Origin of the sequence: Corynebacterium uberis, assembly GCF_020616335.1 — a bacterium.
Lineage (GTDB): Bacteria > Actinomycetota > Actinomycetes > Mycobacteriales > Mycobacteriaceae > Corynebacterium > Corynebacterium uberis.
This window is the reverse complement of sequence record NZ_CP085051.1, coordinates 1102291-1116180: the sequence shown is the minus strand read 5'-3', so window position 1 is coordinate 1116180 and position 13890 is coordinate 1102291. Positions and strand designations below refer to the sequence as shown.

Genomic DNA, 13890 nt, shown 5'->3' with positions numbered 1-13890 from the left:
ACGCCAAGATTAGCTTTTGTCGAGGAATTCCTGTTCATCCGGGGCGATTTCGGCGGCGCAGCGTTGGGCGAGGGCGCGGTTGCGCTGGACGAGTGCGGCGGCGTCGCGGTTGGCTTGTTCGATGAGATCGGCGTCGGCGAGGACGTCGAGGACCTTGACGCTGCGTTCGGTGCCGGACTGGGCGGTGCCCAGGATGTCGCCTTCTTGGCGCAGCAGGAGGTCTTGTTCGGCAAGCCGGAAGCCGTCGGTGGTGGCCACGACGGCGTTGAGGCGGCGGTGGACGTGGGGGTCCTGGGAGGCTGAGCACAAAAAGCACAGGGATTCGTGGCCGCCGCGGCCTACGCGCCCGCGGAGCTGGTGGAGTTGGGAGATGCCAAAGCGCTCGGCTTCCATGATCATCATGACGGTGGCGTTGGGCACATCCACCCCGACTTCGATGACGGTGGTGGAGACCAGGACGTCGATGTCACCGTCGGCGAAGCGGCGCATGGTGTCTTCTTTTTCTTCGGCGGACATGCGCCCGTGCAGGGGTGCCACGCGGAGTTCGGGAAGGACCTGTTCGGCGACGTCAAGGACGCCACCTGGGCCGTCGATGTGGGGGCAGACGATGTAGCATTGCCGGCCTTTGGCCACTTCTTCGCGGATGCGCACCCAGGTGCGTTCCAGCCAGGCGGGCTTGTCCACCGGAACGGCGTAGGTGTGCACGGGGCGGCGGCCGCCGGGAAGTTGGCGCAGGGTGGATACGGACAGGTCTCCGAAGACTGTCATGGCCACGGTGCGGGGTATGGGGGTGGCGGTCATGACCAGCAGGTGTGGGGTGGTGCTTGCGCCTTTGAGCCGGAGTCTTTCGCGCTGTTCGACCCCGAAGCGGTGTTGTTCGTCGACCACCACGAGCCCAAGGCCAAAGAACTCGACGGTGTCTTGGAAGAGCGCGTGGGTGCCCACGACGATGTCGGCGTTGCCGGCGACGATGTCCAGGAGCACCTGCTGGCGCTGCTTGGTGCGCAGGGAGCCGGTGAGCACCACGACGGTGACGTCGAGGTCGCCGAGCAGGTCGCGCAGAGTGGCGGCGTGCTGGGCGGCGAGCACTTCGGTGGGTGCCAGGAAGGCGCATTGGTAGCCGGCGTCGACTGCCTGGAGCATGGCGGCGAGGGCGACGATGGTTTTCCCGGAGCCGACTTCGCCTTGCAGCAGGCGGGTCATGGGCCGGGTGTGGGTAAGATCCGCGCTGATTTCTTCGAGCACGGCGCGCTGCCCGTCGGTGAGCTCGTAGGGCAGGTCGGCGAGCAGTTCGGCGCGCGCCCCGGATTCTGCCGGCGGGCAGGGGTGGGCGCGCCGGTGGTCAGTATCTGCCCGGCGCAGGGCCATGACGCAGGCCAGCGCGAAGGCCTCGTTGTATTTCCAGCGGCGCAGGTGCGGGTCCGGCCCTTCCGGGCCGGGGTGGTGGATGCCGCGCAGGGCGGCGTCGAAAGTGGGCAGGTCTGCGGGGGCGAAGTCGAGGGGCTCCGGCACGGGCGGCAGGGTCTCCAGGACGGTGTCTACCGCTTCCATGATGCGCCAGGAGGTTGCTTTGGCGCGGATGGGGTAGATGGGAATGTATTCGCGCTGCGCGAGGGCCTGGGCGACGTCGTCGCCGGGTTCGTAGCGGAACATGTCCGTCACCGTGGCGGCACCGGTGTAGGCGGTGGGTGCGTCCGGCAGGGTGAGGTAGGAGGGGTGTTGGAGGCTGACCTGCCCCCGGAACTTTTTCACCTTGCCGGAAAACATCGCGCGCGTTCCCCGGGGCAGGGCACGTTGGATCCAGGTGCTGCGAAAGAAGGTGGCGCGGATGCGCGATTGGCCGTCGTCGATGGTGACCTCGGTGATGTACACCCCGTTTTTGGCGCGGTGGGCGGAAACGTCAACGACGTGTCCGATGCAGGTGACCAGTTCGCCCTCGGTGGCGTCGGTGATTCCCACCTGCGCGCCGTTGCGCGAGTAGGTCCGGGGCAGCCAGTCGATAAGGTCCTGGCAGGTGTCTACCCCCAGGTTCTTTTTCATGGCTCGCCATTCTTTGGCCGGAAGAACCTCCGCGAGGTCGCGGGTATCACGAAACCCCAACATTGAACTATTCCACCCCGATCTGCGCCACCGAATCTAGATTGTCCGCGGGATAGACGGTGGTTTCTACTCCCAGGTCAGACAATTCTACCGCCACGTCGGGGCGCACGAGGATGGTCATGAGCTCGTCGCCGGGGCGCAGCAGCCCGCGTGCGGTTGCATCAAGCTTATCGACGTCCTCCACCCGAGCCACGCGCACTCCCGCGGCGGTCTCCCGCATCACCGCCGCAGCCTGCGCGGCGGGTAACTGCGGGTTAAACACCGCCACCGCGGCGATGCCTTCCACCAGGCTTTCGGTGGGCACGACGAGCTGGGAGTCCTCCTGCGCGGTGTGTCCCAGCCCGTTGGGCAGGTAGATTGCGTCCGGCCGCGGGCGCTGCCCGGGGTCGATGACCTCCGCGCCGGCCTCCGCAAACAGGCGGGCAACAGACCCGCGTGGCGCCGCGGCGACAAGCGCCGGGCGCTGGGTTAGCGGCAGGACCTCGATGCGAATATCGCTGACCTCGCCCAGGCCAAAGGCCTCCTCAATGACGCGTCCTGCCTGGTGGGTGTGAATGTGCACCTGGGCCGCGCTGTCCCCCGTCCGTGCGACAACGAGCGCCTGGCCCATGGCGCACAGCGCCTGCTCGAGGCGCTGGATGGTCTCCTCTGCACCCTGGAAGTAGAACATGACCTCCAGGTAGGCCTGCCCGGCGTGGGGTGCGTGGCTGGTCCACGCCTCCGGCGTGCGCTGTCCCGCGGCGCCGGCAGCCCCTCCCGTGGTGGGGTCCAGGGTGTCCGGCCCCAGCAGCGCCTTGAGCACGAGCACCAGGCCCCAGGCGCCGGCGTCGATGCGCCCACCCAGCGCCGGCAGCTGCCGGGCGGTGTCGCGCAGGGCGTGATCGGCCGCGGCCAGCGGGGCGCCCGCCGGGGCTGTGGCAGCCGCGCGCAGAACGCTTAAGCCCGTTCCCTCGACGGGGTCTGCCAGCGCTTCGGTGACAAACTCGACGCTGCGGGCCAGCCCCGCGGCCGGGTCGTGGCCCTCTACTACGGCCTCTGCCACGGCGCGCAATACCTGGCTGAGCACCATCCCGGAGTTGCCCCGCGCGCCACGCACCGCCCCGGTCGCCAGCGCGCGGGCGACCTCGGGCGCGGATGGCGTCGCCCCCGCAGCGCTCGCGGCCGCGGTGGCGGCGTCGGCCGCCTGGAGGGCCGCGGCCATGGTGGCCAGCATGTTATCGCCCGTATCGCCGTCAGCAATGGGAAAAACGTTGAGCGCGTTGAGCTCCGCGGCGTGCTGGGTCAGCTCCGCGTGGGCGTGGCGCGCCCGCTGGAGTAACTCGGGCCCGGTTAGCACGGCAACCGCCAGTCGATGGGCTGTGCGCCCTGTTCGGTGAGCAGCTGGTTGGCGCGGCTGAAGGGCCGGGAGCCAAAGAATCCGCGGCTGGCAGACAGCGGCGAGGGGTGGGGGGACTCGATGCACTGGGCGTGGGGCAGGAAGGGCCGGGCGGATTGGGCGGCTCGGCCCCACAGGATGGCCACAAGGGGCAGGCCGCGGGCATCAAGGGCGCTGAGCGCGGCTTGGGTGATCTCCTCCCAGCCTTTGCCCCGGTGGGATCCGGCCTTGCCGGGGGCGACGGTAAGAACCCTGTTGAACAGGGCCACACCCTGGCGTGACCACGGGGTCAGGTCGCCGTCGACGGGGCGCGGGATGTGCAGGTCGTCGGACAGCTCGGTGAAGATGTTGGCCAGACTGCGCGGGAGGGGCCGGACCCCGGGCTGAGTGGAAAAGGACAGCCCCATGGCGTGGCCGGGGGTGGGATAGGGGTCTTGGCCGATGATGACCACCTTGACCTCATCGAAGGGGTAGCTAAAGACGCGCAGCACGTCGTGGCCGGCAGGCAGGTATCCCCCGCGGCGGTTTTCTTCCCGGAGAAAATCCCCCATCCGGTGGATGGCGTCTTCGACGGGGGCGAGCGCCGGCTTCCAGGATTCGTGGACGGGAAGGTTCATGGTATTAGAAGCTTACCCACCCGGTGTGGGGCTGCGGGTCCTGACCGGAGATGGTGACGGCCCCGGGGGTGCCGGCGGTGCGGGGGCGGCCGACTGTTCCTAGTTTGCGGAAGCCCGAGGGGATGGCGGCGGCGGTGGTAGCCAGGATGGTGTGGTCTTCTCCCCCGCCGAGGATCCAGTCCCAGGGGTCGCAGCTGAGCAGGTCCGCCGCCGCGGTGAGCAGGTCATCGGGGGCGAGGGCGGCGGCGTCGAGATCAATGTCCACGCCGGATTCGCGCGCGAGGTGACCCACGTCTGCCAGCAGGCCGTCAGAGTTGTCGGTGGCCCCGGTCGCCCCGGTGGCGCGCGCCATCATCCCACGCCCAGGCCACAGGACCGGAGCGCAGTGCGCCCGGCGCAGCTCCTCAAACTCTGGGGGAAAGTCGTGGGGACCATAGGCGCGCAGCAGGTCCAATCCGGCGGCCGAGTATCCGATTGTCCCGGTGGCCACCAGGGTCTGGCCGGGGCGGGCGCGGTCGAGCCCCAGGGCGGGAAGGTTGCCGCCCAGGCTGCCCACGGCAGTCACCCCGAGGATCAGGGTGGGCGCGGTGGTCAGGTCGCCGCCGACGAGCTGGGCGGGGTAGGCGCCGAGCGCATCATGCATCCCGGTGACAATGCCGGCAACCAGGTCCATCGGGGTGGTCGGCGGGGCGCTGAGCGCGAGCAGAACGGCGGTGGCACGCGCCCCCATCGCCTCAATGTCTGCGCAGTTTTGGGTCACTGCTTTCACGCCAATGTCGTGGGGAGACGACCAGTCGAGCCGGAAGTGGCGGTCTTGGACCAGCGTGTCCGTTGCCACCACGGTGCGTGAGTTGGTGGAGCCCACGGGCAGGACGGCGGCGTCGTCTCCGTTAACTGGGCTGGGGGCCAGGGCCCGGATGCGGCGGATGACCTCATGTTCGCCTAGCTCACCGATGGTGGGCATGCCACGTCCTTTCACTAGAATGAAACGCCATGCGCGATGGTGACAAATTTAGCCGGTGGCCAATCTACCTGTCCCTTGCCCTCGCCTTAGCCATGGTCGCCGGGGTGATCATCGGCGCCCGGGTGGTGTCCAACCAGCCGGTCTCCCTGGCCGACGTGGACGCGCCGGGGGCGGACAGCCAGGAGTGCACACAGCTTCTCGACGCCCTCCCCCGCACCGTCACCGGCCACCCCCGCTCCGCGCTGGCCGACCCCGCACCCGCCGGAGCGGCCGCCTGGGGAAGCGAGACCACCCTGCGCTGCGGCGTGGAGGTTCCTCCCCAATACACCGCCTTGATGCCCACCCACGACGTCGCCGCCCACGGCAGCCAGCCGGTGCGCTGGCTGACCATCGCCGATCCCACGGACTCCTCCCGGGCGACGTGGTATGCGGTTGACCGCAGCCAGGTGGTGGCGGTAACCGCCGCGCAGGATCCCACCGCGGACCTCAGCGCCGCCCTCGGCGCGATGGCGCGCGTGGAGCGCGCCCCCGGTCCGGCACCGCTGAGCAACGTGGCCACGCCGGATACGGCAGGCTGCGCCGCGGTGCTCGCCTCCTTGCCGCGCGACCTCGGCGTCATGAACGCCACCCAGACCGACCCCACCACCGTGGTGTGGGCCGCCGCGGACTCAGACCCGCGCCCCACCGAGCCCATTGTCGCGCGCTGCGGAGTGAAGCTTCCCCCCACCTACCAGCCGGGAGTACGCCTGACACAGGTTGATGACGTCGCCTGGTTTACCCAGGGCGCGGTCTCCTACACGGTGGGCCGCTCCCCCGGCCTGGCGGTGGCTGCCTCCCCGGCCGCCGGCAACGAGCCGCTGGTGCGCATCGGGCGGGCCGTGGTGCACGCGGCTGCTACCGGCGCGGCGCGTTAAGGGCCGTGCGCACCATGATGTCCAACAGCTGGGCGTAGTCCACGCCGCCGGCCGCAAACACCTGCGGGTACATGGACACCGCGGTGAATCCGGGCATAGTGTTGATCTCATTGAGCACTGGGCCCGAGTCGGTGACAAAGAAGTCCACGCGCGCCAGGCCGCGGCAGTCCAGGGCGTGGAAGGTGCGCACCGCCATCTCCTGGAGTTGGCGGATGGTCTCATCCGGCAGATCTGCCGGAATCTGCGCGGAGACCACATTGTCCAGGTACTTGGTGTCAAAGCCGTAAAAGCCCTCCGGGGAGTCCCCGGTGCCCTGCAGCAAGGCGGGCGCGGAGGCTACCACCCGGCCGTCGGGGTATTCCAACACCCCTACCTCGACCTCCTTGCCCACCACCTCGGCCTCGACGATGGCCTTGGAGTCCACCGCCAGGGCAGCATCGATGGCGGCGGGGACCGCGGACCAATCCGTGACCTTGGATACCCCGATGGACGACCCACCGCGAGCAGGCTTGACAAAGACCGGCAGGCCCAGGCGCTGCTGGTCCTTGTCACTGAGCTGCCCGCGGTCTCGGACCACCACCTCAGGGGTGACCGGCAGGCCCGCGGCGGCGCTGATCTTCTTGGTGTATTCCTTGTCCATCGAGCAGGCAGACGCCAGCACCCCGTTGCCCACATAGGGCACACCGGAGAGCTCAAAGAGACCCTGGATGGTGCCGTCCTCACCGAAGGGGCCGTGCAACACGGGGAAGATGACGTCAACCTGCTGCCACACCGTGCCATCGGCGTGGCAGAGCTGGCCGCGCCGCGCAGGGGCGGGGCTGAGGGTGATCTCCTGGCCGTCGTCCGGGACCTGCGGCAGGGTGCCCGGCGCGCAGCCCGCGGTGGGGTCATCCACGCCGACGGTCCACGTCCCGGAGGCAGTGATGCCGACGGGGATGACGTCATAGACTTCGCGGTCGAGGTGGCCCATCACCGCGGCGGCGGAGATGCAGGAGATGGAGTGTTCCGTGCTCATTCCGCCGTAGATGACGGCGACGCGGATTCTGTCTTGGGGCATGGTGGAAAATCTACTCAGCTTTCTTCGATCGCCCCATCAGTGCGACGATCATGTCCTCAACGGTCATTCCTTCGTGGCACACGGCGTAGACGGCCTGCGTCATGGGCATATCCACCCCGTGGGCGCGGGCAAGCTCGAATACCGACTTTGATGATGTCACACCCTCGGCGACCTGTCCGTGAGTGGCCTGCATAGCGCTGTCCAGGGTGCCGCCGGCGCCGAGGCACTGGCCAAAGGTCCGGTTGCGTGACAGCGGTAACGAACACGTGGCCACCAGGTCGCCCAGCCCGGCAAGCCCGGAAAATGTTCGCGGATCCGCCCCGAGCGCCTGGCCCAGCCGGGTGATCTCTGCCAGCCCGCGGGTGATCACCGTGGCTGCGGAGTTTTCCCCCAGGCCCCGGCCGGCGGCGATGCCGCATGCGAGGGCGATGACGTTCTTGCACGAGCCGCCGAGCTCGCAGCCGATAACATCGGTGTTGGTATAGGGACGCAGATAGTCGGTGGCCAGGGCCTGCTGGAGGCGTTGGGCGCGGGCGGCGTCGGTGCACGCCACGACCGTGGCGGCGGGTTGTTCCAGGGCGATCTCCTTGGCCAGGTTGGGTCCGGTGATCACGGCGATGCGCGCCGGGTCGATCCCGGCGGCTTCTTCGATGACCTGGGTCATCAGCTTGCCGGTGCCGGCCTCCACGCCCTTGGCCACGCTGACCACCGTGGCCTGCGCGGGGAAGAATTCCCGCCAGGCCTTCAGGTTGGCGCGCAGGGTTTGGCTGGGGACGGCGAGCACGAGGGCGTCGGCACGCGCACAGGCCTGCTCCACGTCGGTGGTAATGCCCACCTTGTCCGGCAGGATGATGCCCGGAAGGTAGTCCTCATTGCAGCGGGTCGCCTCCATGCGTGCCGCCAGGCCCTCCCGGCGCACCCACAGGCGCACCTCATTGCCAGCGTCCGCAAAAACCTTGGCCAACGTTGTGCCCCACGACCCGGCGCCCAGAATGGCCACCCACCCGCGCTGAGAATCCTCATAGCCTGCCGTCACGGTCCATCTCACCCTTTCTGCCAACCCACTGCTGCACTAATCCACCCAGCATAATGCCACGCTGGGCGCCGAAGCGGACCCCGGTGTGCGAATATGCGCCGGCTGGACAACAATATGACACCAGCAACACCGCACACCGCTTTGTTCAGAAAGGTGCCCCCCACCCTCATGGCTTCAGCCCACTCCTTCCACCGCCACGACGCCATCCCCAAGGACCCGGCAGGCCAGTACACGCGCGCAACCCTGGCGGCCGGCGCCGTGTTGTGGCGAACCGGCACCGGCAAGCACCCCGAGGTGGAGGTCGCGCTCATCCACCGGCCCCGCTACGACGACTGGTCCTTGGCCAAGGGCAAAGTCGACCCGGGCGAATCCCTGCCCACCACCGCGCACCGCGAAATCGCCGAAGAAACCGGCCTGGACGTCTGCTTAGGGCCCCTGCTGGGCGTGGTCACCTACCCGGTGGGCAACCGCACCAAGGTGGTCTACTACTGGTCCGCGCAGGTCACCGGCGGCGAGTTTGTGCCCAATGATGAGGCCGATCAGCTGCGCTGGGTCAGCCCCGACAAGGCCCGCGATCTGCTCAGCTATGACGTGGACCGGGACGTGTTGGCCGCCGCGGATTTCACCGCCCACGACACCACCCTGGTGCTGGTGCGCCACGCCCGCGCACACCAGCGGCGCAACTGGGGTGGCGACGATGACCGCCGCCCCCTGGACAAGAAGGGCCGCCGCCAGGCCGAGCTGCTGGTCCCCCAGCTGCTGGCCTATGGGCCAACCGCCCTGTACAGCGCCCGGCCCGAACGGTGCCAGGCGACCGCCGCGCCCCTGGCCGATGAGCTGGCCAACCAGGTTGTGGTGGACCCGCTGCTCGGCGACTACGGCTGGGGCACCGACCAGAAGGCGTCGCGCAAGGTCTACGAGCGCCTGGCGCGCAGCGGGGCCCACCCGGTGGTCTTCGCCCAGGGCGAGGTCATCCCCGGCGTGCTGGCACACCTGGGGGTGGCGCCCAAGCGCATCGAGGCGCGCAAGGCCAGCTGTTGGGTGCTGGGCCTGCGCGCCGGGAAACTGCTGTGGGCGAACTACCTGGCTAGTCCGCTTCCGGTGAAGTAGGCGCCGGGGCCGCGGCCTGCGGGTCGGCGTCGCTTCCGGGGGCGGTGGCCGCAACGAGCGGTTTGAACGCCGGGCGCCGGGCCTCGAAGGCCTCGATTTCTTCTTCCTTGCGCAGGGTCAAGCCGATGTCGTCGAGGCCTTCCATGAGCCGCCAGCGGGTGTATTCGTCCACGTCGAAGGAGTAGACGTTGCTGCCGGCGGTGACGGTGCGCTCTTCAAGGTTGACGGTCAGCTCCAAGCCGGGTTCTTGCTCCATCTGCTTCCACAGCAGTTCGATGTCGCCTTGGTCCATCAGCCCGGCGAGCAGCCCGGCCTTGCCGGCGTTGCCGCGGAAGATGTCCGCATAGCGGGCGGATAAGACTACTTTGAAGCCGTAGTCCATCAGCGCCCAGACGGCGTGTTCGCGGGAGGATCCGGTGCCAAAGTCCGGCCCTGCTACCAGGATGGATCCGTTCTTGTAGGTGTCCTGGTTGAGCACAAAGTCGGGGTCGTTGGCACGCCAGTTGGCAAACAGGCCATCATCAAAGCCGGTGCGCGTGACGCGCTTGAGGTAGACGGCGGGGATGATCTGGTCTGTGTCGACGTTGGAGCGCATCAGGGGCACTCCGACGCCGGTGTGGGTGGTGAATTTCTCCATGGTGGGGTGGTCCTCCTGGGGCGTGTCTAGTTGCTCTGGGCGGCGGGTGCGGCGGCAGATCCGGCGGCGGGTGCGGCGGTGGACTCCAGGTCCGCGGGGCTGGCCAGGTGCCCGGTTAAGGCGGTGGCGGCGGCGACTGCCGGGGAGACCAGGTGGGTGCGCCCGCCGGGTCCTTGGCGGCCTTCGAAGTTGCGGTTGGAGGTGGATGCGGAGCGCTCGCCGGGGGCGAGTTGGTCGGGGTTCATGCCCAGGCACATGGAGCAGCCGGCGGTGCGCCATTCGGCGCCGGCATCGGTGAAGATGCGGTCTAAGCCTTCTTCTTCAGCTTGGTTGCGCACCATGGTTGATGAGGGCACGACCATCATGCGCACTCCGGAGTGGATGCGTCGGCCGCGCAGGATGTCGGCGGCGGTGCGCAGGTCTTCAATGCGAGCGTTGGTGCAGGAGCCTAAGAAGACGGTGTCGATGGCGATGTCCCGCAGCGGGGTGCCGGGGGTGAGATCCATGTACTTCAGGGCCTTTTCGGCGGCGGCCCGGGAGGTGTCATCGTGGAAGTCTTCGGGGGCGGGCACGGTGGCGGACAGGGGCAGGCCTTGTCCGGGGTTGGTGCCCCAGGTGACAAAGGGGGTCAGGGCGTCGCCGTCGATGTGCACGACGGTGTCAAACTCTGCGCCTTCGTCGGTGGGCAGGGTCTTCCAGTACTCTACGGCTGCGTCCCAGTCCGCGCCCTTGGGTGCCATTTCGCGGCCCTTGACGTAGTCGAAGGTGGTTTGGTCCGGGGCGATCATGCCGGCGCGGGCGCCTGCTTCGATGGACATGTTGCAGATGGTCATCCGGGCTTCCATGGACAGCTTGCGGATGGCCTCGCCGCGGTATTCGATGATGTGGCCCTGCCCGCCGCCGGTGCCAATCTTGGCGATGATCGCCAAGATGAGGTCCTTGGCGGTGACGCCGGGTTGCAGCGTGCCGGAGACTTCGATGGCCATGGTCTTGAAGGGTTTCAGCGACAGCGTCTGGGTGGCCATGACGTGCTCGACCTCGGAGGTGCCAATGCCCATGGCGATGGATCCGAATGCCCCGTGGGTGGAGGTGTGGGAGTCGCCGCAGACGATGGTCATGCCCGGCTGGGTGGCGCCCAGCTGGGGCCCGACGGTGTGGACGATGCCCTGGCGGATGTCTCCCATGGAGTGCAGGCGCACGCCGAATTCTTCGCAGTTTTTGCGCAGGGTGGCTACCTGGGTGCGCGAGGTTAAGTCGGCGATGTCTAACAGGTTGCCGCCGGCGACCCCGGTGGTGGGCACGTTGTGGTCCTCGGTGGCCAGGTGCAGTTCGGGGTGGCGCAGGGGGCGCCCGGCCAGGCGCAGGCCATCGAAGGCCTGAGGGGAGGTAACCTCGTGGAGGAGCTGGAGATCGATGTAGATGAGGTCGGGTTCCCCATTTTCACCTGGGCTCACCACGTGATCACGCCAGACCTTTTCGGCCAGCGTGAGCTTGCGGGATTGTTCTGCAGCCATTCCAACGCGCCTTTCTTTTGTTCTCTGCCGTCAGCGAACGGGAGCTACGGCAACCCATCCCTAACATCCCATCATGCGGGATGATAGTATCGCGGTGTGAGACATTCTAACGTATCGGGCATCAAAGTGCTGGATCGCGCCGTGGCCATCATGACGGCGATCGCACAAAAGCCCCGCAACCTCGCCGAATTATGCGCGGACACTGAGCTTCCCCGAGCCACCGCGCACCGCCTGGCCACCGCCCTGGAGGTCCACCGACTGCTGGCACGCACCTCCGACGGGCGCTGGGCCATCGGCCCGACCATGGCCGCCTTCGGCGCGGGCGCAAAGAATCAGCTTATCGACGCCGCCACCCCCATCATGAGCGATCTCATGGAGGCCACCACCAACTCCGTGCAGCTCTACCAGCTCACCGGCGCCTTCCGCACGTGCGTCGCCGCCCAAGAGCCCGCCTCCGGGCTGCGCAACACCGTCCCGGTGGGCTCACGCATGCCGCTAACCGCCGGATCCGCCGCCCGCGTCTTCCTGGCCTACGGACCCCCCGAGCTCGCCCAGAACACGCTTCCCGACGCCGCCTTCGACGCCGCGGAGCTGGACCTGGTACGCCAGCGCGGCTGGGCCGAATCCGTCGAGGAGCGCGAGGTGGGCCTGGCCAGCCTGTCTACCCCCGTCTTCGATTCGGAGGGCACCTTCTTAGCCGCGCTGTCTATCTCCGGGGTGGCCGAGCGCCTCAAGCCCAGCCCCGGCGCCCGCTGGGCACCACAGCTTCTCGACGCCGCCGCCCGCCTCTCCGCGGCCCTCTAACTACTGGTCCCCCGCCGGACGGGACTGCCCGCGTAAGAAGGTCCACGCCCAGTCCGCCACATCCGGCGAGGTATACCATTGGTGCCCACCACCGGCGACGCGGGCGCGCTCTACCATCCGGCTACAGCCGTCAAATACCTCGTGGCCCGGGGCCTGCTCGCGGGTACCGGCACACCCGGAGCGGGCCGCATAGCTGGCCACGACGGCGTCGATAGGCAGCAGCGACGCGCCGTGGCGCATCCCGCCGGCAGCCGGGACCACCGGATCAGCATCCCCATGAATGTCCAGGAAGCCCACCGGCTGCGGGGCGCAATCCTGATTGACCGGCGCGTAGTAGGCCCCAGAGACCACCGCCACCGCCGTAACCAGGTCCGGCGCGTGGCAGGCCAGCGTGGCAGCCATCCCCCCACCATTAGACATGCCCAGCGCGTAGATGCGCGCCGGATCAATGGAGTAATGGGCCTGCACCTCGGCGACGATGCGCCGAATAAAATCCACATCCTCCCCCGGCGCCGTGCGCGCATAAGGCGCGCCCTCCCACGCGTTGGCCACCCCCTGCGGGTAGACCACAATCGCCTCATCCGCCGCGGCAGTGCGGCCCAGGCCCGCGTAGGAGCGGAAGAAGCCAGCCGTATCACCCCAGCCGCCCATGGCGATGAGCAGCGGCACCGGCCGGGCAGGATCATAGGTGTGCGTGACGCTGAGCAGGTAGCTGCGCACCAGGCCATGCGGCAGATCCAGGTGTTGTTCCATCACCTGCCCGGGGCCTGCAGGCAACGAGCTGGACTCGGCTGGCGGGGCAGGTGCCGGGACTGGTGCCGGAGCCAGCTGCTCCTGCGCGCCCGCGGCGGTTCGGTTAGGCACGCCGGGCAGTGCGCCGAACAGGCCCAGCGCCAGGACGAAAGCTCCCAGCATGGCCATCAGGCGGCGAGGCAGGGCTGCCGCCTTATCGGAAATGGGATCGCCGGAAGTGGCAATAGTCGCACGAGCACCGCTAGCCACAATATTCACACCAGTCACACTGGTGGACAATAGCACAGCTATAACCACCCCAGCTGGCCAAAACCCTTGGCCGAGGGCGGAGTGGGCCATGGCGGAAAGCGGCGCGCGACCCCTTAGGACCTGCGGGAGTTCAGCCCGTTGAGCCAGTCATTAGCGAGGTACCACACCAGCAGGGCCACAAGGACGAAAATAAAGCCACCAATGACATCGCAGAAGTAGAGAATGGCAAGTGCCAAACCGCTACAACTCGAAATAAGGATCACAGCCGCCGCCACTACCCTTTTTAATTGAAGCATTCGTCCCGAACCTTCCTCACTCCCGATATTTCCGCGGCAAGCCCAACAACCGCGCCGCCAAGAGCCTGGATCTTTTCCATTTCAAAGCTTGCGCCCCACATGATGCGTACAGCCTTTGTCACTCCGCCGAGAGCTGCCACGTATTGCTTGATTTTGAGCACTTTCGCGTAGCCGACCATGTTCGATCCCAGGAGCCAGAGAAGTGCTCCCGTGCACCCAACAGCAGAAGCGCGGGGGACACGAAGCGGATGCTCGCTCTTCCACTGCGCCAGCGCCTCGTCGCCCTGTTCCAGCACCTCGTCAGGGATACTCACCAGGTAGCTCAACAGCTTGTACAGGCCATCTGCGCGTTCATCGCCAAAGCTGGCGCCGCCCTCGCCATCGGGGAACTGATCTTGTACTCGAATGGCTGCCGCCGGCGGCTCCGGCACTTCTTCCGGCGCAGCTCCTGCCATCGCGGGAGC

The 13890-nt window shown here is 67.9% G+C and carries 14 protein-coding genes; 3 read left to right on the top strand and 11 right to left on the bottom strand.

Annotated elements, in window-relative coordinates; all coding sequences use genetic code 11:
- Positions 1-9: 9 nt before the first annotated feature.
- From LH390_RS05205 to LH390_RS05190, 4 genes are read right to left on the bottom strand one after another with little or no spacing between them, the layout of a single operon-like run.
- The gene (locus tag LH390_RS05205) at positions 10-2103 is read right to left on the bottom strand and encodes an ATP-dependent DNA helicase RecG (RefSeq protein ID WP_227282298.1); all 2094 of its coding nucleotides are present in this window, start codon (positions 2101-2103) and stop codon (positions 10-12) included.
- A gap of 4 nt (positions 2104-2107) precedes the next feature.
- A complete protein-coding gene (locus tag LH390_RS05200; protein WP_227324394.1) occupies positions 2108-3436 on the bottom strand; it encodes a DAK2 domain-containing protein in 1329 nt (442 codons plus the stop codon).
- On the bottom strand, positions 3430-4092 hold the full coding sequence (locus LH390_RS05195) for a uracil-DNA glycosylase (RefSeq protein ID WP_227282300.1): 663 nt from the start codon (positions 4090-4092) through the stop codon (positions 3430-3432). The genes LH390_RS05200 and LH390_RS05195 overlap by 7 nt, the downstream gene beginning before the upstream one ends.
- A 4-nt stretch (positions 4093-4096) precedes the next feature.
- Positions 4097-5056: a thiamine-phosphate kinase gene (locus tag LH390_RS05190; RefSeq protein ID WP_227282301.1), complete on the bottom strand. Its 960-nt coding sequence runs from the start codon at positions 5054-5056 to the stop codon at positions 4097-4099.
- Between the two features lie 29 nt (positions 5057-5085).
- On the opposite strand from LH390_RS05190, the gene LH390_RS05185 reads away from it, so the two are divergent.
- Entirely contained in the window at positions 5086-5970 is an 885-nt protein-coding gene (locus LH390_RS05185; RefSeq protein ID WP_227282302.1) for a DUF3515 family protein, read from the top strand.
- Here LH390_RS05185 and LH390_RS05180 read toward each other — a convergent pair.
- Positions 5951-7027 carry a D-alanine--D-alanine ligase family protein gene (locus LH390_RS05180; RefSeq protein WP_227282303.1) on the bottom strand — a complete coding sequence of 359 codons (1077 nt, stop codon included), beginning with the start codon at positions 7025-7027 and terminating at the stop codon, positions 5951-5953. The two genes, LH390_RS05185 and LH390_RS05180, sit on opposite strands and share 20 nt — an antisense overlap.
- Positions 7028-7037: 10 nt before the next feature.
- A complete protein-coding gene (locus LH390_RS05175; RefSeq protein ID WP_227337405.1) occupies positions 7038-8027 on the bottom strand; it encodes an NAD(P)H-dependent glycerol-3-phosphate dehydrogenase in 990 nt (329 codons plus the stop codon).
- 204 nt (positions 8028-8231) lie between these two features.
- Here LH390_RS05175 and LH390_RS05170 point away from each other — a divergent pair, with 204 nt between their 5' ends.
- Positions 8232-9173, top strand: a complete 942-nt coding sequence (locus LH390_RS05170) for an NUDIX hydrolase (protein WP_227282305.1) — start codon at positions 8232-8234, stop codon at positions 9171-9173.
- On the opposite strand, the gene leuD is transcribed toward LH390_RS05170, so the two are convergent.
- Together leuD and leuC are read right to left on the bottom strand one after the other, a co-directional pair.
- Positions 9151-9810, bottom strand: a complete 660-nt coding sequence (leuD, locus tag LH390_RS05165) for a 3-isopropylmalate dehydratase small subunit (RefSeq protein ID WP_227282306.1) — start codon at positions 9808-9810, stop codon at positions 9151-9153. The two genes, LH390_RS05170 and leuD, sit on opposite strands and share 23 nt — an antisense overlap.
- 26 nt (positions 9811-9836) lie before the next feature.
- Positions 9837-11324 (bottom strand): 3-isopropylmalate dehydratase large subunit, encoded by a 1488-nt coding sequence (gene leuC / locus LH390_RS05160; protein ID WP_227282307.1) that lies wholly within the window; start codon positions 11322-11324, stop codon positions 9837-9839.
- A gap of 96 nt (positions 11325-11420) precedes the next feature.
- On the opposite strand from leuC, the gene LH390_RS05155 reads away from it, so the two are divergent.
- Positions 11421-12128, top strand: a complete 708-nt coding sequence (locus LH390_RS05155) for an IclR family transcriptional regulator (RefSeq protein ID WP_227282308.1) — start codon at positions 11421-11423, stop codon at positions 12126-12128.
- Here LH390_RS05155 and LH390_RS05150 read toward each other — a convergent pair whose 3' ends face one another.
- The 3 genes from LH390_RS05150 to LH390_RS05145 all read right to left on the bottom strand — a co-directional run bounded on the left by LH390_RS05150 (position 12129) and on the right by LH390_RS05145 (position 13881).
- On the bottom strand, positions 12129-13148 hold the full coding sequence (locus tag LH390_RS05150; RefSeq protein ID WP_227282309.1) for a CE1 family esterase: 1020 nt from the start codon (positions 13146-13148) through the stop codon (positions 12129-12131).
- 95 nt (positions 13149-13243) lie between these two features.
- Complete coding sequence (locus LH390_RS11570) at positions 13244-13366, bottom strand: hypothetical protein (RefSeq protein WP_269961644.1); 123 nt, start codon at positions 13364-13366, stop codon at positions 13244-13246.
- A gap of 47 nt (positions 13367-13413) precedes the next feature.
- Positions 13414-13881 (bottom strand): hypothetical protein, encoded by a 468-nt coding sequence (locus LH390_RS05145; protein ID WP_227282310.1) that lies wholly within the window; start codon positions 13879-13881, stop codon positions 13414-13416.
- Between the last annotated feature and the right edge of the window lie 9 nt (positions 13882-13890).

What these genes read in the sequence shown, in the direction of transcription:
- LH390_RS05205 (WP_227282298.1), bottom strand. Translation starts at nt 2,103, where the DNA reads ATGTTGGGGTTTCGTGATACCCGCGACCTCGCGGAGGTTCTTCCGGCC.
- LH390_RS05195 (WP_227282300.1), bottom strand. Translation starts at nt 4,092, where the DNA reads ATGAACCTTCCCGTCCACGAATCCTGGAAGCCGGCGCTCGCCCCCGTC.
- LH390_RS05190 (WP_227282301.1), bottom strand. Translation starts at nt 5,056, where the DNA reads ATGCCCACCATCGGTGAGCTAGGCGAACATGAGGTCATCCGCCGCATC.
- LH390_RS05185 (WP_227282302.1), top strand. Translation starts at nt 5,086, where the DNA reads ATGCGCGATGGTGACAAATTTAGCCGGTGGCCAATCTACCTGTCCCTT.
- LH390_RS05180 (WP_227282303.1), bottom strand. Translation starts at nt 7,027, where the DNA reads ATGCCCCAAGACAGAATCCGCGTCGCCGTCATCTACGGCGGAATGAGC.
- LH390_RS05170 (WP_227282305.1), top strand. Translation starts at nt 8,232, where the DNA reads ATGGCTTCAGCCCACTCCTTCCACCGCCACGACGCCATCCCCAAGGAC.
- leuD (WP_227282306.1), bottom strand. Translation starts at nt 9,810, where the DNA reads ATGGAGAAATTCACCACCCACACCGGCGTCGGAGTGCCCCTGATGCGC.
- leuC (WP_227282307.1), bottom strand. Translation starts at nt 11,324, where the DNA reads ATGGCTGCAGAACAATCCCGCAAGCTCACGCTGGCCGAAAAGGTCTGG.
- LH390_RS05145 (WP_227282310.1), bottom strand. Translation starts at nt 13,881, where the DNA reads ATGGCAGGAGCTGCGCCGGAAGAAGTGCCGGAGCCGCCGGCGGCAGCC.